This window comes from Nocardioides campestrisoli, assembly GCF_013624435.2.
In the GTDB taxonomy this organism is placed as follows: Bacteria; Actinomycetota; Actinomycetes; order Propionibacteriales; family Nocardioidaceae; genus Nocardioides; species Nocardioides campestrisoli.
Genome location: NZ_CP061768.1, coordinates 966,790 through 988,652, shown reverse-complemented (window position 1 = coordinate 988,652; position 21,863 = coordinate 966,790). Strand labels below are relative to the sequence as shown.

At 72.4% G+C, this 21,863-nt stretch carries 14 protein-coding genes; 1 reads left to right on the top strand and 13 read right to left on the bottom strand.

The genetic code is table 11. The features are described 5' to 3' along the window. Window positions 1–182: 182 nt before the first annotated feature. From H8838_RS04725 to H8838_RS04660, 13 genes are all read right to left on the bottom strand, one after another. Complete coding sequence (locus H8838_RS04725) at window positions 183–1,637, bottom strand: DUF4082 domain-containing protein (RefSeq protein WP_185996049.1); 1,455 nt, start codon at window positions 1,635–1,637, stop codon at window positions 183–185. A gap of 26 nt (window positions 1,638–1,663) precedes the next feature. Continuing rightward, on the bottom strand, window positions 1,664–3,520 hold the full coding sequence (gene asnB / locus H8838_RS04720) for an asparagine synthase (glutamine-hydrolyzing) (RefSeq protein WP_224766383.1): 1,857 nt from the start codon (window positions 3,518–3,520) through the stop codon (window positions 1,664–1,666). 3 nt (window positions 3,521–3,523) lie between these two features. Next, window positions 3,524–4,726, bottom strand: coding sequence for a glycosyltransferase (locus H8838_RS04715; protein ID WP_185996048.1), 1,203 nt, complete (start codon window positions 4,724–4,726; stop codon window positions 3,524–3,526). Continuing rightward, entirely contained in the window at window positions 4,723–6,201 is a 1,479-nt protein-coding gene (locus tag H8838_RS04710; protein WP_224766382.1) for a glycosyltransferase family 4 protein, read from the bottom strand. The genes H8838_RS04715 and H8838_RS04710 overlap by 4 nt, the downstream gene beginning before the upstream one ends. Continuing rightward, the gene (locus tag H8838_RS04705; RefSeq protein ID WP_185996047.1) at window positions 6,201–7,337 is read right to left on the bottom strand and encodes a DegT/DnrJ/EryC1/StrS family aminotransferase; all 1,137 of its coding nucleotides are present in this window, start codon (window positions 7,335–7,337) and stop codon (window positions 6,201–6,203) included. Before H8838_RS04705 ends, H8838_RS04710 begins: the two co-directional genes overlap by 1 nt. After that, window positions 7,334–7,984, bottom strand: coding sequence for a NeuD/PglB/VioB family sugar acetyltransferase (locus H8838_RS04700; protein WP_185996046.1), 651 nt, complete (start codon window positions 7,982–7,984; stop codon window positions 7,334–7,336). Before H8838_RS04700 ends, H8838_RS04705 begins: the two co-directional genes overlap by 4 nt. Further along, window positions 7,981–9,123, bottom strand: coding sequence for a DegT/DnrJ/EryC1/StrS family aminotransferase (locus tag H8838_RS04695; protein ID WP_185996045.1), 1,143 nt, complete (start codon window positions 9,121–9,123; stop codon window positions 7,981–7,983). The genes H8838_RS04700 and H8838_RS04695 overlap by 4 nt, the downstream gene beginning before the upstream one ends. Continuing rightward, window positions 9,120–10,115, bottom strand: a complete 996-nt coding sequence (locus H8838_RS04690; RefSeq protein ID WP_185996044.1) for an NAD-dependent epimerase/dehydratase family protein — start codon at window positions 10,113–10,115, stop codon at window positions 9,120–9,122. The genes H8838_RS04695 and H8838_RS04690 overlap by 4 nt, the downstream gene beginning before the upstream one ends. Beyond that, window positions 10,112–11,206: a Gfo/Idh/MocA family protein gene (locus H8838_RS04685; RefSeq protein WP_185996043.1), complete on the bottom strand. Its 1,095-nt coding sequence runs from the start codon at window positions 11,204–11,206 to the stop codon at window positions 10,112–10,114. The genes H8838_RS04690 and H8838_RS04685 overlap by 4 nt, the downstream gene beginning before the upstream one ends. A gap of 40 nt (window positions 11,207–11,246) precedes the next feature. After that, window positions 11,247–15,845: a DUF4082 domain-containing protein gene (locus H8838_RS04675; RefSeq protein ID WP_224766381.1), complete on the bottom strand. Its 4,599-nt coding sequence runs from the start codon at window positions 15,843–15,845 to the stop codon at window positions 11,247–11,249. Window positions 15,846–15,916: 71 nt separating this feature from the next. After that, on the bottom strand, window positions 15,917–17,278 hold the full coding sequence (locus H8838_RS04670; protein WP_181311594.1) for a sugar transferase: 1,362 nt from the start codon (window positions 17,276–17,278) through the stop codon (window positions 15,917–15,919). A gap of 524 nt (window positions 17,279–17,802) precedes the next feature. Further along, on the bottom strand, window positions 17,803–18,393 hold the full coding sequence (pth, locus tag H8838_RS04665) for an aminoacyl-tRNA hydrolase (RefSeq protein ID WP_181311595.1): 591 nt from the start codon (window positions 18,391–18,393) through the stop codon (window positions 17,803–17,805). A gap of 108 nt (window positions 18,394–18,501) precedes the next feature. Next, window positions 18,502–19,170 carry a 50S ribosomal protein L25/general stress protein Ctc gene (locus H8838_RS04660; RefSeq protein ID WP_185996042.1) on the bottom strand — a complete coding sequence of 223 codons (669 nt, stop codon included), beginning with the start codon at window positions 19,168–19,170 and terminating at the stop codon, window positions 18,502–18,504. Window positions 19,171–19,414: 244 nt separating this feature from the next. Between H8838_RS04660 and pepN the strand changes: the two genes are divergently transcribed. Continuing rightward, window positions 19,415–21,847, top strand: coding sequence for an aminopeptidase N (pepN, locus tag H8838_RS04655; protein ID WP_185996041.1), 2,433 nt, complete (start codon window positions 19,415–19,417; stop codon window positions 21,845–21,847). Window positions 21,848–21,863: the final 16 nt, after the last annotated feature.

Below are 21,863 nucleotides of genomic sequence, written 5' to 3'. Positions count from 1 at the left end.
AGCGGATGAGGGGAACATGGGAGTGCGCCTTCCTCAGAGGGGACCTGGACTTGGCCCAGGCGACCGCCACGGACAAGGCGGCATCTCTTCAATATGAGCGCCTTTCTCAGGACCCGCGACCCAAGCGTCCCCCCATGAGTCATGCACGCCCACCGAGCACCGGAGAACGGACACCCGGACCGCTACGGCCTCCTGAGCGGTCTGCCGTCGTCCCAGGTGTTGCCGCTGAACACGTTGCTGCCGCCCCGGGCCACCGCCGTCGCCGCGCCGTAGACCGCGCACTTGCGGTTGGGCCCTCGGGCGAAGACGTTGTCGACCACCCGGACGTTCGAGGCCTCCCCTCCGAACGGCTTGCCCGGGTCGTAGCCCCCGTACATGCAGTAGCCCGCCGGGCTCGGCACGAAGAGGTTCCCCTCCACGGTCAGGTTCGTGACCGGAGCGAAGTCGCCGTACACCGCCAGGGCCGCCGAGCAGGCGCCGCCGTTGTCCGTCGGCTCGGAGTCGCACGCCAACGTGTTGTGCCGCAGCACCATGTCACTGCCACCGTTGGACAGGAACCCGTCACCGTGCCAGTCACTGCCCGGCGGCATGTACTGCCCGTGCAACCACGAGTCGATCACCTCACAGTTGCCGTCGCACCCCACCGAAGCCCGGGCACCCACGACCTCCACCCGCCGCAAGGAGAAGTTCGACTGACTCACCGCCGCGTCCTCCGACGTGCCCCCGTCCACGGTCGAGTCGGACATCGACAACGACCCCGACCGCTCCACGAACACCGTGCCGTCGACGCTGCTCCGCCTCACCACCACGTCCGGCGCCTTGATCACCAACCGGCCCGTGACCTGCTTGGCATCGATCACCGTCCCCGCCACTCTCACCGTCATCGGGCCCGAGTACGTCGTCAGCGCCACCCCGTCCGGCACCCCCGTGTTCCCCGCGCCCGGGAAGCCCCCACGCGAGATCGAGCCCGCGGTGACCACGGGGCGCACCCGGAACCGGCGCTCGGCGAGCGCGGTGGCCGGGAACCGCCCTCGGGGCCCGACGGCGCCGCTCACCGTGGTGTAGCCGGGTACGCGTGCCGAGCGGCGCTTGACGGCGAACGGCACTCCGGCGGGGACGGAGACCGAGGCGAGGTAGGTGGTGCCGCGGCTCACCGCCACCGGCGTCGGCAGGACCACCTGCTGCCAGCCGACCGTCTCGGTGGCGGGCAGCACGACCTTGGCGAGGAGGGTCCCCGACCCGCTCCAGACCCGTGCCGCGTGGCGGCGGCGGTCCCCCTTGAGCCGGTAGAACCCCAGACTCGTGACGTGGCCGGTCACCGACGGGCGGAACCGCAGGCCCCGCTCCTTGCCGGTGACCGCGGTGTCCGGCGCCGACCCGGCACCGGACTGGGCGTCGGGTGCTGCCGTGCCCGCTTCACCGTCCAGCTCGGCTGCGGGCGACTGGCCGTCGCGAGCCTCGTCGGCCCCGGACGGCGATCCCTGCGCGGCGTCGGACTGACGTCCCGGCTGTCCTCCGGGCCGGGACGCCTCGGAAGCGGCGAGAGCCCCGGCGCCCAGCGCGGCGCACAGGACAAGGACGAGGGCCAGTCGCTTCACGGTGAAGCTCGGGCCGGTGCCGCTGCGTGGGTCATCCATGCTTCACCAATATCCTGAGAGGGGAGTCACACACCGACGTGCTGCCCGACGAAGAACCGCCGGCCCCACATCTCCAGCGAGAGCAGCGTCCAGATCCGGATCTCCTCGTCGCGGCGTCCTCGGGCGTGGTCGTCCAGGAGGGCCGCCACCACCGCAGGGTCCATCAGCGACTCCACGAACGAGCCGGGCCCGCTGAGCAGGTCCCGGGCCAGCTCCTGGAGCTCCCCTCGGAACCAGGTGTCCAGGGGGACCCGGAAGCCCACCTTCGGCCGGTCGACGACCCGCCCGGGAAGGTACCGGCGCGCGACCTCCTTGAGCACCCACTTCGTCTGGCCCTGACGCACCTTCACCGCGCTCGGGAGGCGGTAGGCGAGCTCCACCAGCCGGTGGTCCAGGAACGGAGGCCGCAGCTCCAGCGAGGACGCCATGGACATCCGGTCCCCCCGTTCCAGGAGGTTGTCCGGGAGCCAGGTGTCGAAGTCCAGGCGTCCCATCAGGTCGATGGGATCGCGGTGCCCCACGGTGCGCGCGGCAGGCCGGTGCGAGGTGCCGAGCAGCGCGTCGATCTCGTAGTCGGTGAACGGGGCGAACCAGTCCTCCATCCTGGTCCGAGGCTCGCCGGTCAGCGCCCGGACCGCGATCCGCAGCTTGCCGCGACCGGCGGGCAGCGCACGCTCCAGCGCCCGCGCACCGATGGTCCGGGCCCGCGCCGGCAGCCGGTCCGCCAGCGCCGTGGCGCCGGCGTACCGGTACTTGGGATAGCCGCCGAACAGCTCGTCACTGCCTTCCCCGGAGAGCACCACCTTGACCTGCTGACGCGCTGCGGTGGCCAGCTGAGCCACGGCGATGTCCGCCGGCTCGCTGACCGGAGCGTCGCGGTGCCACGTCAGGTGCTCCCAGCTGCCCCGGAAGTCCTCGGGCTGGATCAGCACCCGGTGATGGTCGGTGCCGAACATCTGGCTGACCAGGGTGGAGTACTCGGTCTCGTCGAAGCGTGGGTCGCCGAACTCGGCGCTGAACGTGGCGATCGGCTCGTTGCTGCCGGCCCGGCGCCTGGCTGCCTCGGCCAGCGCCACGACCAGGCTGCTGTCCACCCCGCCGGACAGGTAGGCGCCGACCGGCACGTCGGCCACCAGGGACGCATCCACCGCGGAGCGCAGGCCCTCCTCGACCAGGTCGACGGCCTCCGCGGGCGTGCAGTCCAGCACGTCCTCGGGAGAGGGCAGCTGCCAGTACGGCGCGACCACGACCTCGCCCCGGCCCGAGACCTCCACGACGTGCCCCGGCGGCACCTTGGCGATGCCGGCGAACAGCGTCGCGGGGGCGTGCACCGCCCGGGCTCGGAGGTAGCTGCGCACCTGGTCCCGGTCCAGTCGCACCTTGTCCCCGAGCACCTCCAGCAGCGCCTTGATCTCGGAGGCGAAGACCAGCCGCTCCCCGTCCACGTAGTAGTACAGCGGGAGCACGCCGGCGCGGTCGCGCACCAGCCAGGTCCGGTCCGTGCCGAAGTCGTGGTGGGCGAAGGCGAACTGGCCCACGAACTCCCCCGCACCCCGCGGTCCGCGCCGGGCCACGGTGGCCAGCACGACCTCGGTGTCCCCGTCGGTGCGGAAGTCGTGGTCGCTCCGTCGTCTCAGGTCGCGGTAGTTGAAGATCTCGCCGTTGAAGGAGAGCAGGTGACGGCCGCCGGGGGTGGCCATCGGCTGCGGCGAGCCGGCGAGGTCGATGATGGAGAGCCGGACGTGGGCGAAGCCCACCGGTCCCCGGACCACGAGCCCCTGGTCGTCCGGCCCCCGGTGGGCCAGGACCCGCATCATGGCGCGCAGGTCCTCCTCGTCGACCGGTTGCCCGTCGAACCTCCTGATCCCCGCCACACCGCACACGGCTCAGTCCTCCCGACCCGCGAAGAGCGTGCGCAGCACGTCGGCGCGCGACGACCACGAGTCGTCCAGGACCGAGGCCCGGCGGCTCTCCGGGGTGCCGACCGACTCGCCGGCCAACGCCTGCGCGACCTTGGCCACGAAGTCGTCGGGCCCCTGCGCGACGGCCAGCACGTCGAGGTGAGCGCTGGCCTCCGGGTACGGCGTGGTCACCACCGGCAGGCCGAGAGCGAGGTACTCCTTGGTCTTGACCGGGTTGCAGAACCGGATCCAGTCGTTCTGCAGCCAGGGCATGATCGCCACGTCGAACCCGGCGCCGTAGCGCGGGATCTCGTCGTAGGACTTCATCCCCAGCCAGTGCACGTTGGGCAGCGCGAGCAGGTCGTCCAGGGGACAGGTGGCGGCCCCGACGAGGACCACCGAGACGTCGGGCAGAGCCTCGGCCAACCGGCGTACCAGCGGCAGGTCCACCACGTAGTCGTCGATCCCGCCGAAGAACCCGACGCGGGGGTGGGGCACCGCAGCCAGGTCCGTCGGCTCCGGACCCGTCGCCGCGGGGTCGAAGTGCGCCAGGTCCACGCCGTGCCCCAGCAGCACCGCCTGCCCGGCCCCGGCCCGGACCAGGGGCTGCTCCTCGGCCATCAGCGCGGTGCTGACATAGACGGCCGCGTCACAGGCACCGAGCATCGACCGCTCGAGGCGTCCGATCAGCCCGGAGTCCGCCTCGGGCAGGCTGGAGTAGCGGTCGGAGCGGTTGACCACCACGCGGCGCGAGCGCAGCAGGCGGGCCACCTCCCACGCCGTCGGCAGCGTGACCAGCACGTCCGGGACGCGGATGCCGACCAGGCGGGCGGCCATCCGCACCTGGACGTGCACCGACCACGCGTTGAGCCGGCTCAGCCGAGGGCTCGCGAAGACCGGCACGCTGATCGGGGTCATCACGTAGAGCTGCGGGTGCCTCGGCTCCGGCCTGCGCAGCGCCCGGAGGGTGCTGGTCAGCTTGCGCGCCACCCGGCGGAGCGGCTGCGTGGTCGAGCCGCGCCGCGGCATCCGCATGCCCAGGCTGTTGACGAGCAGCACCGGCCGGTCGGCCGACAGCGCCCGCGCCAGCTGGACGTCCGAGTGAGCGCGATTGTGGTACCAGTAGTCCTGGGCCGAGAAGAGCACCGAGCCGACGGTGCCGACGGTGCCCGTGGATTCCAGCGTCACAGGTCCACCTCGGGGGCGACCGCCGACGGCACCGGTCCGAGGACGCCGTAGCCCGGGGTACGTCGGGGACGCCGGGTGCGCGCCCGGTGACGCACGAAGTCGGCCAGGGCGACGGGGTCGTGGAGGTCGATGTAGGGCCGGCCCAGCTCGTCGTGCGACCGCCGCGTGGCGATGGACTCGGGCGGGGCAGTCGTGGAGCGACCGGTGAGCGAGTCCAGCACCGAGACGTACGCCGCCGCCTGGGCCTGCCAGTCCAGCTCGTCGGCGACTCGGCTCCGAGCCCGCAGCCCCAGCTCGACACGCAGGTCGTCGTCGTCGAGCAGCCGCTCGACTGCGTCGGAGAAGGCCCCCACGTCGCCGCTGGGGACGTAGAGCACCGTGTCTCCCCCGCTGATCCGGGTCTCCACCAGGTCGAAGGAGACCGAGGGCAGGCAGTACGCCATGTACTCCATGGTCTTGTTCATCGTGGAGAGGTCGTTGAGCGGGGACTTCAGGTCGGGGCACAGACCCACGTCGGCGTTGCTCAGGTGCGCGGCCATCCCCAGCTGGTCGACCCGGCCGGTGAACTCCACGACGTGGTCCAGCTGCCGCTCCCCACTCTCGCGTCGCAGGTCCGCCAGGCGGTCGCCGAAGCCCATCAGCACCGCGCGCACGTCCTGGCGTCCGCGCCGGTGCACCAGCTCGTCCATCACGTGCAGCACCGTGTCCACGCCGTCCTGGGGACCCATGATCCCCACGTAGGCCAGGGTGAACGTCTCCTTGCCCTCCGGCACCGTGGGCGTCGGCACGACGGGGCGCATCCGACGGGTGTCCGGACCGCTGCGCACCACCGTCACGTCCGCCGGGTCCAGGCCGCCGCGCTCCAGCGCCACTCGGCGGTAGGACTCGTTGGTGGAGGTGACCTTGTCCGCGGCGGCGAAGGTGCGGCGCTCCAGCCAACGCAGGGCCCACAGCTCGGCGCGCTCTCGCAGCCCGGTCGGCTCCCCGAAGCGGGAGAGGAAGAGCTCGGGGTTGAGGTCGTGGTGGTCGAACAGGAAGCGGACACCCCGCCGTCTCCACCAGCGCGCGAGCAGCCAGTAGGTGTCCGGCGGGTTGCACGCCTGCAGCACGTCGAACGGGTGGTCGCGCCACACCGAGCGCGAGAGCCACGCGGTGCGCAGCCAGCAGTAGGCGAACTCGAGGGCGTAGCCGGCCAACCCGTTGGCCTCGGGCGGCGGACGGTACTTGTACAGGTGCACCCCGTCGATGACCTCCCGTGCGGGGTCGCCCGGTCCCTTGGGGCAGATCACGCTGACCTGGTAGCCGCGCGGGGCCAGGGCCTGGCACTCGAGCCAGACGCGGCGGTCCAACGGCACCGGCAGGTTCTGCACGACGATCAGCACGTGCGGACCCGCTCCGCGTGGAGCCGAGCGGGCCGTACGACGACCAGTACGACGGGCCGCGAGCATGCCGCGCAGGTCCTTGATCCGGCCCATCACTGCCTCCCGTCCCCGGTTCCCTCAGGAACCAGGAGCTCGGCGAGGGCCTGCGCCACCGCCTCCTGCTGGCCGACGGTGAGGTGGGGGTGCATCGGCAGGGACAAGATCTGCCCGGCCGCCCGCTCAGCCACCGGGAAGGTGCCCGGACCCTGCCCCAGGCCGGCGTAGGCAGGGGTCAGGTGCACGGGCGTGGGATAGTGGATGCCGGCGCCGATGCCGCGCTCAGCCAGCCCGGACAGCACCCGGTCGCGCTCGGGCACGCGGACGACGTACAGGTGCCACACGTGCTCGTTGCCCGGGGCCACTCGTGGGAGACGGAGCCCCGCGGGTTCGAGGCCGGCGAGCAGCGCGGCGTACCGGTCGGCGGCGTCGCGCCGCAGCTGGTTCCACTTCTCCAGACGCGCCAGCTTGGCCCGCAGGTAGACCGCCTGGATGGTGTCCAGCCGAGAGTTCATGCCGATCACGTCGTGCCTGTACCTGGTCGGGGACCCGTGGGCGGCGAGGACGCGGACCCTGGCCGCGAGCGCCTCGTCCGGGGTCGTCACGGCACCCGCGTCACCGGCGGCCCCGAGGTTCTTGCCGGGGTAGAAGCTGGTCGCTGCGGCCTGTCCGAGCGTGCCGGCGGCCATGCCGTGGCGGCGGGCTCCCTGGGACTGGGCCGCGTCCTCGACGACCGGGATGCCCGCGTCGGCGCACAGCGCCTGGACCTGGTCGACGGGGGCCGCCTGACCGAACAGGTGCACCGGCACGACCGCCTGGGTGCGGGCGCCGAGCTTCTCCTCGACCCGGGTCGGGTCGATCAGCAGGTGCTCCTCGTCGACGTCGACCAGCACCGGCACCGCGCCGATCCGCGAGACCGCCTCGGCGGTGGCGATGAACGTGTTGGCAGGAAGGATCACCTCTCCCCCGGCTCGCACACCGGCGCCGCGCAGGGCGAGCTCGAGGGCGTCGGTGCCGTTGGCGACCCCGACGCAGTGCCCGGCGCCGAGGTACGCGGCATACTCCTGCTCGAAGAGCGACACCTCCGCCCCTGCCACGAACGCGGTGCGCGCGAAGACGTCCTCGACGCCCGTCCGCACCTCGTCGGCGATCTCGGCGTGCTGGGCTTCCAGGTCCACGAACGGAATGCTCATCTCTCCACCTCCACGGCTGTGCTGCTGCGCCGGGCGGGGACGCCCACCCAGGTCTCCCCGGCCGGGAGGTGACGGGTCAGGGCCGCCCCCATCCCGAGCACTGCTTCGGGGCCGACGTTCCGGCCCTCCCGCACGCTGGAGGACATGCCGAGGTACGCCATCGGTCCGATGCGCACCCCGCCCCCCAGCTGCACCCCGGCACACAGGGTGGCGAACTCGTCCACGACGTCGTCGTGGGTGAGGGTCACGTGCGGCATCACCACCACGTGGGCAGACAACCGGACGTCGGCGGTCATCACCACGCCGCCCAGCACGACGCAGCCGGCGTCGATCCGGCAGCTCTCGGGCACCAGCACCTGCGGGTGGATGCAGGTGGGGTAGCGCGACGTGCCCACCCCGTGCTCGGAGAGGCGCTCCACCAGCGCACGGCGCGTCTGCCCCCGGCCGGCACAGACGAGCACGTCGTGGTCGGGGTACTCGGCGACGAGGTCGATGCCGCCCACCACCGGGTGCCCTGCCAGCTCACTGCCCCACAGCGTCCGGTCGTCGTCCAGGACCGCGATCCGCGGGTACCGGCCCAGCTGGGACTCCACCGCGAGCACCTCGCGGGCCAGGCCGCTGGCCGCGACCACGAGCAGGCCGGTCATCGACGTCGCCCCGCGGTGCGCAGAGCCTCGGAGACCCGGGCGTGCTCGGACTCGGAGAGCCGGTGGTGCAACGGCAGGATGAGGGTGTTGTCGGTGAGCCGCTCGGTCACCGGCAGCGGCACCCCCCCGGTGTCGCGTCCGGCGTACGCCGGCTGCCGGTGCGCGGCCATGATGCCGCGCCGGGCCGAGATGTCGGCCCCGGCGAGGTGCGCCATCAGCTCCTCGCGGCTCAGCGGGAACTCCGCGGACACCTCGACCCAGCAGGACTGGAAGTTGGTGGTGCCGCCGGGTGGGTCGGCCACCAGTCGAAGCCCCTCGATCTCGTCGATCGCCTTGGCGTAGCCGGCCGCGAGCTCGCGGCGCCTCGACACCATGGAGTCGAGCTTGCCCAGCTGCACGATCCCGACCGCCGCCTGCAGGTCGGTCATCCGGTAGTTGAAGCCGACCTCGGCGTACTCCTCCGGCGGGGCCAGCACGCTGGCGTGCCGGTCGGCGGCCGACACGCTCATGGCGTGCTCGCGCAGACGGCGCGCGCGTTGCGCCCAGTCCGCCCGCGACGTGGTGACCATCCCGCCCTCGCCGGTGGTCAGCAGCTTGCGCGGGTGGAAGGACCAGGCCGCGATCTCGGCCCCCGCGCCCACCGGCGCTCCGGCGTACGTCGACCCGGCGCCGCAGGCGGCGTCCTCGACCACGACGATCCCCAGCGGGTCGCAGAGCGCCCGGATGGGCGCCAGGTCCACCGGCACCCCGCCCTGGTCCACCACGACGACGGCGGTGGTGGCGGGGGTCAGGGCTGCGGCCACGGTCTCGGCCGTGACGTTGCCGGTCAGCGGGTCGACGTCGCAGAAGACCGGCCGGGCACCGAGATAGGTGGCCGCGTTGGCGGTGGCGACGAAGGAGAAGGACGGGAGCACCACGTCGTCCCCGCCCTGCACCCCGCAGACCAGGAGCGCCAGGTGAAGCCCGGTCGTGCAGCTGGAGACCGCCACCGCGTGCCCGGCCTGCTGCTGCTGGGCGAACGCGTCCTCGAACTCCGCCACGCGGGGGCCCTGGGCCACCCAGCCGGACGCGATGACGGCGGCCAGCGCCTGGGCCTCCTCCTGGCCCAGCCAGGGCTCCATCACGTTGATCCGGCTCATCGCCACATCACCGGGCGGCTCGCGGCGATCTCCTCGCGCAGCGGCCGCCACCACTGGACCAGCTCGGCCAGCCCCTGCTCGAGCCCGGTGGAGGCGACGAACCCGAGGTCACGCCGCGCCGCGGAGACGTCGGCGAGCCTGCGCACCACGCCGTTGACGGCGCGCTCGGGGCCGTGCTCCACGGCGCGGTCCGAGCCCATCACCCGCAGCAGTGTCTCGGCCAGCTCAAGCAGGCTGGTCTCGGTCCCGGAGGCGATGTTGTAGACCCCTTCGCGCACGTTGCCGGCCGCTGCCAGCACGTTGGCGCGAGCGATGTCGACGGTGTAGGCGAAGTCCATCGTCTGCCGCCCGTCACCGAAGATCAGCGGGGGCTCCCCGTCGGCGATCCGCTCCATCCATCGCACCAGCACCTCGGTGTAGAGACCGTGCACGTCCATCCGTGGTCCGTAGACGTTGAAGTAGCGCAGCAGGACGTAGTCCAGGTCGTTCATCGCGCGGAAGCTGCGGATCATGCCCTCGTTGAAGGACTTGGCTGCCCCGTAGAAGGTGTCGTTGTTGTGGTGGTGGTGCCGTTCCGTGGTGGGGAACTCCTCCGCCATCCCGTAGACCGATGCGGAGGAGGCGGCGACGAGCTTGTCGACTCCGGCGACGACCGCGGCCTCGACCACGTTGAACGTGCCGTCGACCATCACCTCCAGCGCCAGTCGCGGCTCCTCGGCGCACTGGGTGATCCGGATCGCGGCCTGGTGGAAGACCAGGTCCTTGCCCCGCGTCACGTCGTGCACCAGGTCGCGGTCCCGGATGTCCCCCTCCACCAGCCCCACCCGACCGCTGGCCAGGGCTGCCTCCAGGTTGTCGCGACGGCCCCGGACGAAGTTGTCCAGCACGTCCACGTGGCCCACGCCGGCGGACAGGAGCTGGTCGACCAGGGTGGAGCCGATGGTGCCCGCGCCGCCGGTCACCAGGACCCGGGCGCCTGCCAGCGCGGTCATCCCACCACCTCGAGCCGGGGCTGGGTGGGCCCCGCGGCGACCAGGGCGCCACTCGCCCCGAGGCTCTGCGCCGCGGCCTCCAGGACCCGCAGCACCCGGAGCCCAGCCGCGCCGTCGGTGCGTGAGGGGCGCTGCTCTCGGATGCTGTCGGCGAACTCGGTGACCATCGATCCGAGCGCCTCGTGCTCCGGCAGTGCCGGCGCCCAGGTGTCGCCCAGCCGGTAGGAGATCGTCGAGGCGGTGCGATCGGCTGCGGTGGCCGAGCTGTGCTCCAGGTCCACCCCGCGGTCGTACACGCTGAGCCGCTGCTGCGGGTTGAGGTCGTCCCAGACCAGGGTGCGGCGGGTCCCGCTGATCACCATCTGCCGGATCTTGGTGGGACTGAGCCAGTTGACGTGGACGTGCGCCATCGCGCCCCCTGCCAGCGGCAGGCTCAGGTAGCCCACGCAGCTCTTGCCGGCCGCCAACGGGTCCGCTCCCTGCGCCGCGACGCCGAGGGGTCTCAGCCCCTGGGGCAGCACGAAGTCGAGGATGGAGAGGTCGTGCGGAGCCAGGTCCCAGAAGACGTCCACGTCCGGCTGGACCAGGCCGAGGTTGATCCGGACCGAGTCCACGAAGAGGATGTCGCCCAGCTCCCCCGACGCCACCAGCTCGCGGATCTTGAGCACCGCGGGGGTGTAGCAGTAGGTGTGGTCGGCCATCAGCGACAGCCCCTGCCGCCGTGCCATCTCCACCATCGCTTCGCCGTTGACGACGCTGTCGGCGAGCGGCTTCTCCACCAGCACGTGCTTGCCCGCCCCGAGCGCCCGGAGCGCGATCCCCTGGTGGGTCCGCGCCGGGGTGGCGATCGCCACTGCGTCCACGTCGTCGCGGGTCAGCAGCTCGTCGAGGGACGCGGTCACCGAGACCCCGCTCCTGGCGCCGAGCACGGTGCGCGCGCGTGCCTGGTCGAGGTCGCACACGGCGACCAGGTCCCAGTCCGTGCTGCTCCGGAAGTTCCGGATCAGGTTCGGACCCCAGTAGCCCGCACCGACGACCGCCACGCCCAGTGGCCCGGTGGGGCCCGAGGCAGTTTCCCCCGTCACCGTCATCTGGTCCTCCTTCTCTCTGCCCTCACGGGCGGGTGAGTTCTCAGCTCGACGGTCGGAAGACCACGTCGACGAAGTAGTTGGCGGCGTTCCACGTGCTCTGCGGGAAGCCCCCGCCGGTGCCGTAGCGGTAGACGCCGTTGGGGTTCGCCGGGGCGGTCAGCGGACCGACGACGTGGTCGCGGGAGAAGAACTGCTGGGTCACGGAGTAGCGACCCACCGGCGCGTAGTACGAGACCACGTAGGTCTGGCCCGCGGCGATCGGTACGGGCGTGCTCAGCACCGCCTCCTGCCAGCCCGAGGCCGTCTCGTTGCGGAACGTGACGGTGCCGAGCCGGGTGCCGGTGGAGGACCAGATCGAACCCGTGTGGGTGCCGGTGTTGCCCGCCCCCTTGTAGAACCGGATCGCGGTCACGGTGCCGTTCACCGAGGAGCGGAACCTGGTGCCCAGCTCGACCGCAGCCTTCTCCGTGTCGGCGGCGACCACCGGTTGCCGACCGGCGAACATCGACGTGGTGGACGGCGTGGGCGTCGGCGTGGGTGTCGGTGTCGGCGTCGGCGTGGGTGTCGGCGTGGGTGTCGGTGTCGGCGTGGGTGTCGGTGTCGGCGTGGGCGTCGGCGTCGGCGTGGGCGTCGGTGTCGGCGTGGGCGTCGGCGTGGGCGTCGGCGTCGGTGTCGGCGTCGGCGTCGGCGTCGGCGTGGGCGTCGGCGTGGGTGTCGGCGTCGGCGTGGCGCCGGCTTGGTAGACGACGTCGACGAAGTAGTTCGTCGCCTCGTAGGTGCTGGCCGGGAACCCCCCGCCGTAGACGAAGCGCCCGTTGTTCGTCGCCGGCGCGGTCAGGTCGCCACGGGTCCACACGGTGGTGAAGAACTGCGGCGTCCTCGCGTAGCGGCCCTGCGGCGCCAGGTAGGAGACGACGTACGTGGTGCCCGCCGTCACCGCGAGAGGCTGGACCAGTGGTGCGGTCTGCCACCCCGACGCGGTCTCGTTGGCGAACGTCACCGTGGCCAGGCGCGAACCGCTCGCGGACCACACGGAGCCGGTGTGCGTCCCGGTGCTGCCGACCCCCTTGTAGAAGCGGACAGCCTTGATGAACCCGCTGCGGCTGGGTGTGAAGGCGGTGCCGAGCTCCACGGCGGAGGTGTCGTCGGTGGTCGCGTCAGCGGGGACCTGGTCACCGAAGAGGGTCTGCTCGGTGGTGGTCTCCGCGGTCCTGGTGCGGAAGCTCCAGGTCTGGGTCGCCAGGGTGGCGCCCTCCGTGGAGACGGCGCCGGACAGCGTGACCGTGACGTCCGCTCCCGCGGGGAGCGGCTGACCCGGCGTCCAGGTCAGGGTGGTCCCGGCGGCGTCCAGCGCGGCGGTGCCGGCAAGCGACGTCGTGCCCTGCTTGACCTCCAGCGACCAGCCGGGCGCCACAGGCCTGGAGAAGCCGAGGCGGACCGAGCTCTCGCGCGGCACGTCGACGGCGCCGGCGGCCGGTTGCCGCGACGTCACGGTCAGGCTCGGGGTGGTCTGGTCGAACACGACGTCGACCATGTAGCTCGTCGGGGCGCTGGTCGAGGGGAACCCGGTGCCGTAGGTGTAGGCACCCGCGGTGGAGCCCACCCGCAGGGGCGGCCGGGAGAGGTCGGCGTTGGCGAAGGCGTTCGGCGAGGCGGAGTACCGGCCCTGCGGAGCCCGGTAGGAGACCACGTACGCGGTGTCCTTGGCGATCGGGACCGGCGTGGCGAAGGTCAGCTGCTGCCAGCCGCTCGCGGTCTCACCGGTGAACGTCCCGGTGGCGAGCTGGGCACCACCGGCGCTCCACAGCGCCCCGGTGTGCGTGCCGGTGTTGTTGGGCCCCTTGTAGAACCGGACACCGGTCACCACCCCGCTGACGTCGGAGGTGAACCGGGTGCCGAGGGTGACCGGCTGCCTGTCGGGGTCCTCGAGCACCGTGGGCATCGTGTCGGGAGTGAAGAGCGAGCACGGGCAGACCCCCGGCGGGCTGGTAGGACTGGCGGTGCGGAACGTCCAGGTCGCACCGGAACTGACCGCCGTGCCCTGGGTGTCGGTGCCTCGCACGGTGGCGGTGTGCTCGACGGAGCTGGCCAACGGGGCAGCCGGGGTGAAGGTGACGCGACGCTGCGTCTCGTCGTAGGTGGTGGTGCCGGACACGGTGGCTCCCGCAGCGGTGCGCAGGGTCAGGCCGGCGGTCCCGGCCGCGAGCGGCTTGGAGAACCGAGCACTCACCGTCGTGGAGACCGGCACCCCGACGGCCCCTGGCATCGGGGACTGGTCCACCGCAGCCAAGGGCGAGGCATCGGTGGTGGAGAACGCGACGTCGACGAAGTAGTTGGTGCTGCGATAGGACTCGGTGGGCAGCGTGCCGGTGGTCCCGAAGACCCCGGGCGGCGGGCTGCCGAAGCCGCCGACGACGCCGATCGGCCCTGCGGTGTGGCCCCGATAGCTGAATGCCTCCGGCTCGGACGCGTAGCGTCCGTTGGGCGCCGTGTAGGAGGCGGTGTAGGTCTGGCCAGCGGCCACCGGGACGGCGTCGGCGAAGCTGGCGCTCTGCCACCCGGTCGCAGTCTCGCCGGTGAACGTCACCTGGCCCAGGCGCTGGCCGGCGGGGCCCCACAGCGAACCCACGTGGGTTCCGCTGTTGCCGGATCCCTTGTAGAACCGCACCCCCGTGACGAAGCCGTCCACCCGGGGAGTGAAGCGGATGCCGAGCTCGACGGCCGCTGAGTCGTCGGTGACCGGCAGGTCCGGGACGCTCTGCCCCCACAGGCTGCAGGGGCAGGCGACGTCGAAGGATCGGCTGGTGGCGACCCCGATGTTGGCGCTGTCGTCGACCGCCCGCACCTGGACCGGGGTGCTCCCCCGGCCGTGCTGGATGAACGAGTAGCTCCACGAGGTGGTGCCGGCCGCGGGACGCCAGGAGGCCCCGTCGTCGGTCGAGACCTCGACGCCCGCGACCTGTCCCCCCACGTCGGTCGCGGTGCCGGTGAGGGTGATCCGGTCACCGTTCTTCTGCGCCGCGCCGGCGGTGGGAGCGCTGACCGTCACGGTCGGCTTCGTGGTGTCGGCGCTCTTGACGGCCGGCACCAGGGTGCTCATCAAGGTGGCCGGCTGGACCCCCATGTCGGCGAAGAGGTTGACCTGCGCCTGCTGCATCCGCTTGTCGGCCGGCTCCGGGGCGTAGCTGGAGTCGTGCTCCTCGTCCAGGCCCCACGTCCACTGGATGGTGCCGGCGCTGAAGACCAGCGCCCCGCTGGGTGCCCGGTAGAGCGTCAGGTGGTGGGTGGTGTTCCCCGGCGCGACCCGGTTGCCGAAGTCCTGGAGGTACTCCGGGACCGCGCCGGTGGTGGTCGAGAGCCGGATCAGTCCTTGCGGGCGGAAGCCGTTGTCGACGTCCTCGTTGGACTCGTAGCCCACGGTGTGCGGAGCGAGCCGTGCGGTCCCCGACGTCATCGTGGCGAGGCTGGTGTGGCGCCACAACCGCAGCTTGCCCTCCGCTGCGCTCACGGTCAGGGCAAGGTCGTCGTGGTTGACCATGTACGCGGTGCCCGTCAGCTCGTTCTCGGGCCGGCCGGCGCCCTTGTCGGGGGCGGCGAACCGGGGGTCGCGCCAGGTCCCCGTCCACTGGTCGCTGGGATCGATCTTGGCGTTGCCCCAGGTCTCCTTGTAGGAGACCAGGGTCCGGTAAGGCGTCCGGCTGGCGTCGGCGGACGGCTCGTAGCGGGTCTTCCAGTAGGCCTCGTTGCCGCTGAGGAACTGCAGGTGGACGCCGGCGTCCCGGGCCGCCTCGACGTTGGCCCGCTGGGCGCCGCTCCAGTACTCGTCGTGGCCAACCGAGAGGAACACCTTGTGGTTGGTCAGCAGCTCACCGCGTCGGTCGGTGTCGACCCCGGCGATGTAGCTGGTGTCGTACCCGTTGCGCTCGAGGAAGCGGACCATCGCGTACTCGGCGGAGAAGAAGAAGTCACGGCCGTTGTTGTCCTTGCGGGTCATGACCGGTCGGTTGTAGCTCACCTTGTAGGCGCGGCCGTTGCCGCCGCCCTGGTAGAAGTCGGAGCCGCCGTAGGTGTTGTAGGCCTGCCACGTGGTGTCGGAGGTCTGGAACACGACGTCGGAGTGGCTGGCCTCGTTGCGCACCACGAAGGTGATGTGGCTGGCTTCGCCGGTGTCGGTGCGGGTGAGCTTGGCGAGGTAGACCCCCGAGACCGCCGTCGAGGGCACGTTCCACGAGGCCGAGACCGCCCAGTTCCCGCAGTCGTAGAGCTCGGTGGTGCGGTCGGCGATGCACTCAGGCTGCCGTTGCGGCAGGGTCGCGCTCGGGTTGACCGAGGTGATCCTGCGCGCACCGAGCCCCTGGTAGTAGCCCACTCGGTAGATGTCGATCCGATAGGCACGCGCGTCGGTGTCGACCTTGAAGTCGATGCGCCCACCCACGTTGACCGACACGTCGGTGGAGAACCCCTGGATGGCGTTGGCCCCTGCCCCATTGATGTCCCAGACCGCGGGATCCGTGCCGGGGAGGGCGTTCTCGCAGGCGATCGGGTTGGGCGCGAGGCCGCACTCGTCCGCCGCCGCCGCGGTGGCCGGATCGGCCGGGGCCGCGACCGCCAGGGGAACCGCCAGGAGCGGCAACGCCACGAGCGCGACGAGCGCACTCCGCAGGCGGCCACCGACCGACCGAGACCCTCGCGGCTGCGGGGCGCCCACGGTCACCACGCTCCTGTCGGCCGGACGACCGCGTCGACCGTGCGCAGCGCGAGGCCGAGGTCGTCGCAGAGCCGGTAGTTGTCGGCGTAGTCGACGTCGAGCCGCATCGACTCGTCCCGCCCCAGGGTGGAGCGACCGCTCACCTGCCACGGGCCGGTCATCCCCGGTCGGACGGCGAGCCGGCGCTGCTCCATGGTGGAGTAGCGGGCCACCTCCTCCGGCAGGGCCGGCCGGGGACCGATCAGCGACATGTCACCCCGGACCACGTTGATCAGCTGGGGCAGCTCGTCCAGCGAGTACTTGCGCAGCAGCCGCCCGATCCTGGTCACCCGCGGGTCCTCGCGCTTCTTGAACAGCAGCCCGTTGCCCTCGTCGCCGCCCCGCAGGACGGCCTTGACCCGCTCGGCGTCCGCCTGCATCGTCCGCAGCTTGTAGAGCGTGAACGGCCTGCCGTCGCGGCCCACCCGGACCTGGGTGAAGAGTCCCGGCCCACGGGACGTGGCGCGGACCAGCGCCACCAGGAAGCCGAGCACCGGTGCCAGCACGAGCAGCAGCAGCGAAGCCACGACGCGGTCCGCTGCGGCCTTGACCGCGCGGGTCGACCACGGAGCCAGGCTCGAGCGCACCTGCATCACGCTCAGCCCGGCGAGCATCGTGTGCTGGATCCGGTGCGGGAAGATGCCGTCGAGCCCCGAGCCGATCGCCAGGCCGGCACCGGACCCCTCCAGCGCCCAGCCGATGCGCCGTACGCACTCGGCGTCCACGGCCGGGCCGGGGAGCACCAGCACCACGTCAGGCCGGCACCGCAGGATCGCCTCGCGCGGGTCCTCGGCGCCCGCGTACCTGGCGTCCAGCGGCTCGCCCGGCTGCTCCTCCTCGACCAGGACGCTGCCCACCAGCCGGATCCGCCGCTCGCCGTGCCAGCGGGCGAACACCTCGGCCACGTCCGCCGCACCACCCACCACGACCACCCGGACGCCGGTGAGCAGCACACGTCGGAGCCCGGCCGCGACCAGGGTGACCGCTCCGGCCGCCACCACGGTGACCAGTCCGGCCAGCAGGGCCGGACGGCCCCACCAGCCCAGCGCCGCGCCGGCACCGAGCGCGGCGACCGGCATCGCCATGTCGCGCACCACGGTCCCGGTGACCGGGAGGCCGGGACGGACCGCGTCGCGACCCGGCACGTAGGTGAGCAGGACCGCGGTCAGGCCGACCAGGCCACAGACCCGGAGGTCAGCACCGGCCGCTACCGCGGTGACCAGCACCGCGACGACCACGGCGACGATCTCCGCGGCGAGCATCGCCCGAGAGAGCGGACGCTGGGCCCCACGCGGTACGACGGTGGGCGCCGGGCCGCTGCGCATGCGCGGCAGGTCCTGTGCCCTGGTGGGCCGCGCGGGCACTCCCGCTCGGGGCCGCCGGGACACCGCACCCCGGCTCATCGCCGTTGCCCCCGTTCGGCCCGGACCCCCCGTGCGGCCCGGGCCCCCAGGACCGCCACGCCGCCCGCAGACACGGCATGGGGCCGTGATGGGGCGACGTGACGGCTGGATCCGCGGGAGGCGTGGGGGGTGTCTCCCCCGCGGACACTCTGCGCGCTGTCCGGAGCGCTGTCCGGACTCGCGAGCGGGAAGGAGACGTCGATGCTGAGCTGACCGACGAGCCCCGATAGATCTGAACGTGCTGCTGAAAGCACGACTGGACGCAACTGCACCTGCATGGCAATCCCCCGATTCGCCCGCCCCCGCGGGCTCTGCCGGATCCGACCCGATCCGTCATTTGGACGCTAGGCCTCGGGGTGGTCCGAGTCCATGCCCGATATCGGTGAATGCTGACGCAGGGTCAACAGGTGTACGTTCCGAGGGTCGGCGGACCTTGCTGCGGCGGGTCAGCGGTTGAACTGCTGCTGCGCCTTCTCCAGTCCTTCGGTGATCAGGCACTCCACCGCGTCGGCCGCCTCGACCAGCTGGATCGGCAGCTCCTTGCGCTCCTTCGAGGAGTAGTCGGAGAGCACGAAGTCCGCCACGTCCTGACGGCCGGGAGGCCGGCCGATCCCGGCGCGCACCCGGTAGAAGTCGCCGGTGCCCAGCGAGGCACGCATGGACCGCAGGCCGTTGTGCCCGTTGTCGCCGCCGCCCTTCTTGAGCCGCAGCGTGCCGAAGTCGATGTCCAGCTCGTCGTGGATCGCGATGATCCGCTCGGGCGGCACGCCGTAGAACTTCGCGACCGCGGAGACCGGGCCGCCGGTCTCGTTCATGTAGCACTTCGGCCGGACCAGCACGAGGCGGGGACCAGGCGTCCCCGGTGACCCGAGACGCCCCTCGACCACGTCGGCCCGACCCGTCTTGTGCGCCCGGAAGCCGGAGCCCAGCCGCTCGGCGAGCTGCTCGTTGACCAGGTAGCCGACGTTGTGCCGGTTTCCGGCGTACTTCGGCCCGGGGTTGCCCAGGCCGACGACCAGCCACACGTCAGCGCTCATGGGCCGAATTATCCCGTACGGGTCCGGAACGCGGCACAGCGCCGTGGCCCGGAGGCCACGGCGCTGTGCCGGGTCGTGCTGGGGTGCCGGGCGTCGCCCGGCCGTGGGTCACTCGGAGTCGGACGCGCCCGACTCGGTCGACTCGGCGGACTCGGCGGCCGCCTCGTCGCTCTCGTCGCGCTCGATGCCGGCCTCGGCCTCGGCCTCCTCCAGCTCGGCCTCGAGGGCCTCGGCGGAGATCTGGCCGGTCACGTTGACGATCAGCAGCTCGGGGTCGGCCAGCAGGGTGGTGCCCTTCGGCAGCACCAGGTCGGCGGCGTGCACCATCTTGCCGATCGCCAGGCCGGTGATGTCGACCTCGATCAGCTCGGGGATGTGCGTGGCCTCGGACTCGACCTGGATGGTGTTGTTCTCGGTCACGACGAGGCTGTCGGGAGCCGGGGTGCCGACGACCTGGATCGGCACGTCGACGGTGACCTTCTCGCCGCTGCGGACGGCGACGAAGTCGATGTGCTCGATCACCCGGCGGATCGGGTCGACCTGCACCTCGCGGGCCAGGGCGAGCTGGCTGCCACCGGAGATCTGGAGCTCGAGGACCGAGTTCGTGCCGCCGTGGCGCAGCGCCATCATCGTCTCGTGGCCGGGCAGCGTGACGTGCACCGGCGCCTCGCCGTGTCCGTACAGGACGGCGGGGATCTTGTTCTCCCGGCGGATGCGGCGGGCGGCGCCCTTGCCGAACTCCTCGCGGACCTCTGCGGTGATCTTCTCGCTGGACATCTCGACTCCGATTGGTTGCGTGCGTGGTGGTGCTGGTCGGTTGGCCACCTCGGCGGCGAACGCCCGCCGTGAACGACGAACGCCGCGACCCCGACAGGGGGCGCGGCGCGGTGGCTGGCCTGCCCTGTCGATCACGGAGATCCCTGGTGGGACTCCCTCGCCGAGGCAACTGCGCAAGCCTACCCGGGCCGGACGACGGGAAGGAAATCCCGGCCGCCCCGCTCGCGGAGTAGCGTCGTGGAGCATGTCGCTGACTCTCGGGGAGGCCCGCGCGCGCCGCGAGCTCCTGGCCGATGTCTCCTACGACCTGCACCTGGACCTGACCGGTCCCGAGCACGCCGAGTGCCGGGTGGTGGTCCGGTTCGCCTGCTCCCGACCCGGGGCGGAGACGTTCCTCGAGCTCGCGCACGGCGACCGGGTGACGGTGGACGGCGAGCCGGCGGCGTACGCGGACGGGCGGATCGTGCTGCGCGACCTGGCGGCCCGCACCGAGGTGGTGGTGGAGGCGCGCGTCCCCTACGTCACCGACGGCGACGGGTTGCACGTCTTCACCGACCCGGCCGACCAGGAGACCTACGTGTCGGCGTACGCCGGGATGGACGTCGCCCAGCGGATCTTCCCGTGCTTCGACCAGAACGACCTCAAGGCGAGGGTCACCCTCTCGGTGACCGCGCCCGAGCGGTGGAGCGTGCTGGCCAACGGCCGCCTGGAGCGGGCCGGCGGGGCCGGGGAGCCGTGGCGGTTCGCGCCCACGCCGCCGATCCCGGTGGCGATGTTCGTCCTGTGTGCCGGGCCGTGGCACTCCGTGCGCTGGGAGCACGCGGGGCTGCCGTTCGGGTGGCACGCGCGCCGTTCGCTCGCGGCGGCGCTGGACCGGGACGTGCCGGAGCTGCGGCGGGTGACCGAGGCGTGCTTCGAGCACTACGGCGAGCTGTTCGACGAGCCCTACCCCTTCGACTCCTACGACCAGGTGATGGTGCCGGGCCACAACTGGGGCGCGATGGAGACCCCCGGCTGCGTCACCTACCGCGACGAGCTGCTCCCCCAGGACCCGCCGGGACTCGCCGAGCGCCGGCGGCGGACCGTGATCGTGGCCCACGAGATGGCGCACATGTGGTTCGGCAACCTGGTCACGATGACCTGGTGGGAGGACACCTGGCTGCAGGAGTCGTTCGCCGACCACATGGGCTTCCGGGTCGCCGAGGCGGCCGCCGGGGTGAAGGACGCCTGGGCCGACTTCCTGGTCCAGCGCGCACCCCAGGCCTACCTGGCCGACCAGCGCCGCTCGACCCACCCGGTCGCGGCGCGCGCCGAGGAGGTGCCGGACGTCGACACCGCGGCGGGCAACTTCGACGCCATCTCCTACGCCAAGGGCAACGCCTGCCTGCAGCAGCTGGTGACCTGGCTGGGCGAGGAGTCGTTCCTCGCGGGCGTCAACGTCTACCTGTCCCGGCACCGGTTCGGCAACGCCACCCTGGCCGACTTCGTCGACGCCCTGTCCTCGGCCAGCGACCGGGACGTGCGCGGCTGGGTGGACGACTGGCTGCGCACGACCGGCTTCGACACCGTCCGGGTCCAGCGCGAGGGACCCGCGCTCGGGCTGCTGCGCGAGGGCAGCCGCCGGCACCGGCTGCGGGTCGACCGGTACGACGCGGCGCTGGAGCCGCTCTCAGCGGAGATGCTGGAGATCGCCGACGGCGTGCTCCCGCTTCTCGACGCCGCCCTGGTGCTGCCCAACGCCGGCGGTGAGACCTTCGCCCGGGTCCGGCTGGACCCCGCCTCGTGGCAGGTGGTGACCGAGCGGCTCGGTCAGCTCCCGGACCCGACCAGCCGGGCGCTGCTCTGGGCCGGCTTCTTCGACCAGGTCTCGGTCGGCGACCTGACGGCCGCCGGTTTCGTGGACCTGCTCGAACGGCACCTGCCGGGCGAGCGGAACGTCGCCGTGGTGACGGCGGTGCTCGGCTGGACCGGAGCCTCGCTGCTGCCGCGACACGTGCCTGAGAGTGCGGTGGCCGAGGTGCTGGCCCGGGTCGCCGGCACCTGCCGAGCGGCGCTGCGGGACCTGCGGGCACCGGACGGCCGGCACGCCTGGGACCTCGCGGCCCCGTTGACCCGCGACCTGGCGGGCAGCACCTCCGACGTGGCACTGCTGCGCAGCTGGCTGGACTCGCCCGAGGCGACGACCAGGGACGGGGTCGCGATCGACTCCTCGCTGCGGTGGACGGCGCTGCGCCGGCTGGCGGCGCTGGGCGAGGCCGACGCGGAGGCGGTCGCGCGGGAGCAGGACCGGGACCGGTCGGCGACCGGCGAGCTCGGCGCCGCCCGCGCCCTGGCCGCCCGCCCCACCCCCGAGGCCAAGGAGGCGGCCTGGGCGGTGCTGTTCGAGGACCCGGTGATCTCCAACCGGATGTTCACCGCGGTCGCCGACGGGTTCTGGGACCCGGCCCGGGCCTCGCTGCTGCGGGGCTTCGTCCCCCGGTACGTCGAAGCGGCACCGCAGCTGGTGACCGCACGGGGTCCGGGGTTCGGCCGGCTGGTCGGCGCCGCGTTCCCCCGGTTCGTGCTCGACGCCTCCGAGCTGGCGGCGTTCGACGAGCGGATCGCCCGTGGGGTGCCGACGGTGCTGCGCCGGGCGTGGCAGGACGAGCTCGACGTACGCCGCCTCAGCGGTAGGTGATCCTCGGCCCGGTGAC

What these genes read in the sequence shown, in the direction of transcription:
- H8838_RS04660 (WP_185996042.1), bottom strand. Translation starts at nt 19,170, where the DNA reads ATGTCCAGCGAGAAGATCACCGCAGAGGTCCGCGAGGAGTTCGGCAAG.
- pepN (WP_185996041.1), top strand. Translation starts at nt 19,415, where the DNA reads ATGTCGCTGACTCTCGGGGAGGCCCGCGCGCGCCGCGAGCTCCTGGCC.
- H8838_RS04710 (WP_224766382.1), bottom strand. Translation starts at nt 6,201, where the DNA reads ATGGGCCGGATCAAGGACCTGCGCGGCATGCTCGCGGCCCGTCGTACT.
- H8838_RS04700 (WP_185996046.1), bottom strand. Translation starts at nt 7,984, where the DNA reads ATGACCGGCCTGCTCGTGGTCGCGGCCAGCGGCCTGGCCCGCGAGGTG.
- H8838_RS04670 (WP_181311594.1), bottom strand. Translation starts at nt 17,278, where the DNA reads ATGCGCAGCGGCCCGGCGCCCACCGTCGTACCGCGTGGGGCCCAGCGT.
- H8838_RS04695 (WP_185996045.1), bottom strand. Translation starts at nt 9,123, where the DNA reads ATGAGCCGGATCAACGTGATGGAGCCCTGGCTGGGCCAGGAGGAGGCC.
- H8838_RS04725 (WP_185996049.1), bottom strand. Translation starts at nt 1,637, where the DNA reads ATGGATGACCCACGCAGCGGCACCGGCCCGAGCTTCACCGTGAAGCGA.
- H8838_RS04690 (WP_185996044.1), bottom strand. Translation starts at nt 10,115, where the DNA reads ATGACCGCGCTGGCAGGCGCCCGGGTCCTGGTGACCGGCGGCGCGGGC.
- pth (WP_181311595.1), bottom strand. Translation starts at nt 18,393, where the DNA reads ATGAGCGCTGACGTGTGGCTGGTCGTCGGCCTGGGCAACCCCGGGCCG.
- H8838_RS04705 (WP_185996047.1), bottom strand. Translation starts at nt 7,337, where the DNA reads ATGAGCATTCCGTTCGTGGACCTGGAAGCCCAGCACGCCGAGATCGCC.
- H8838_RS04685 (WP_185996043.1), bottom strand. Translation starts at nt 11,206, where the DNA reads ATGACGGTGACGGGGGAAACTGCCTCGGGCCCCACCGGGCCACTGGGC.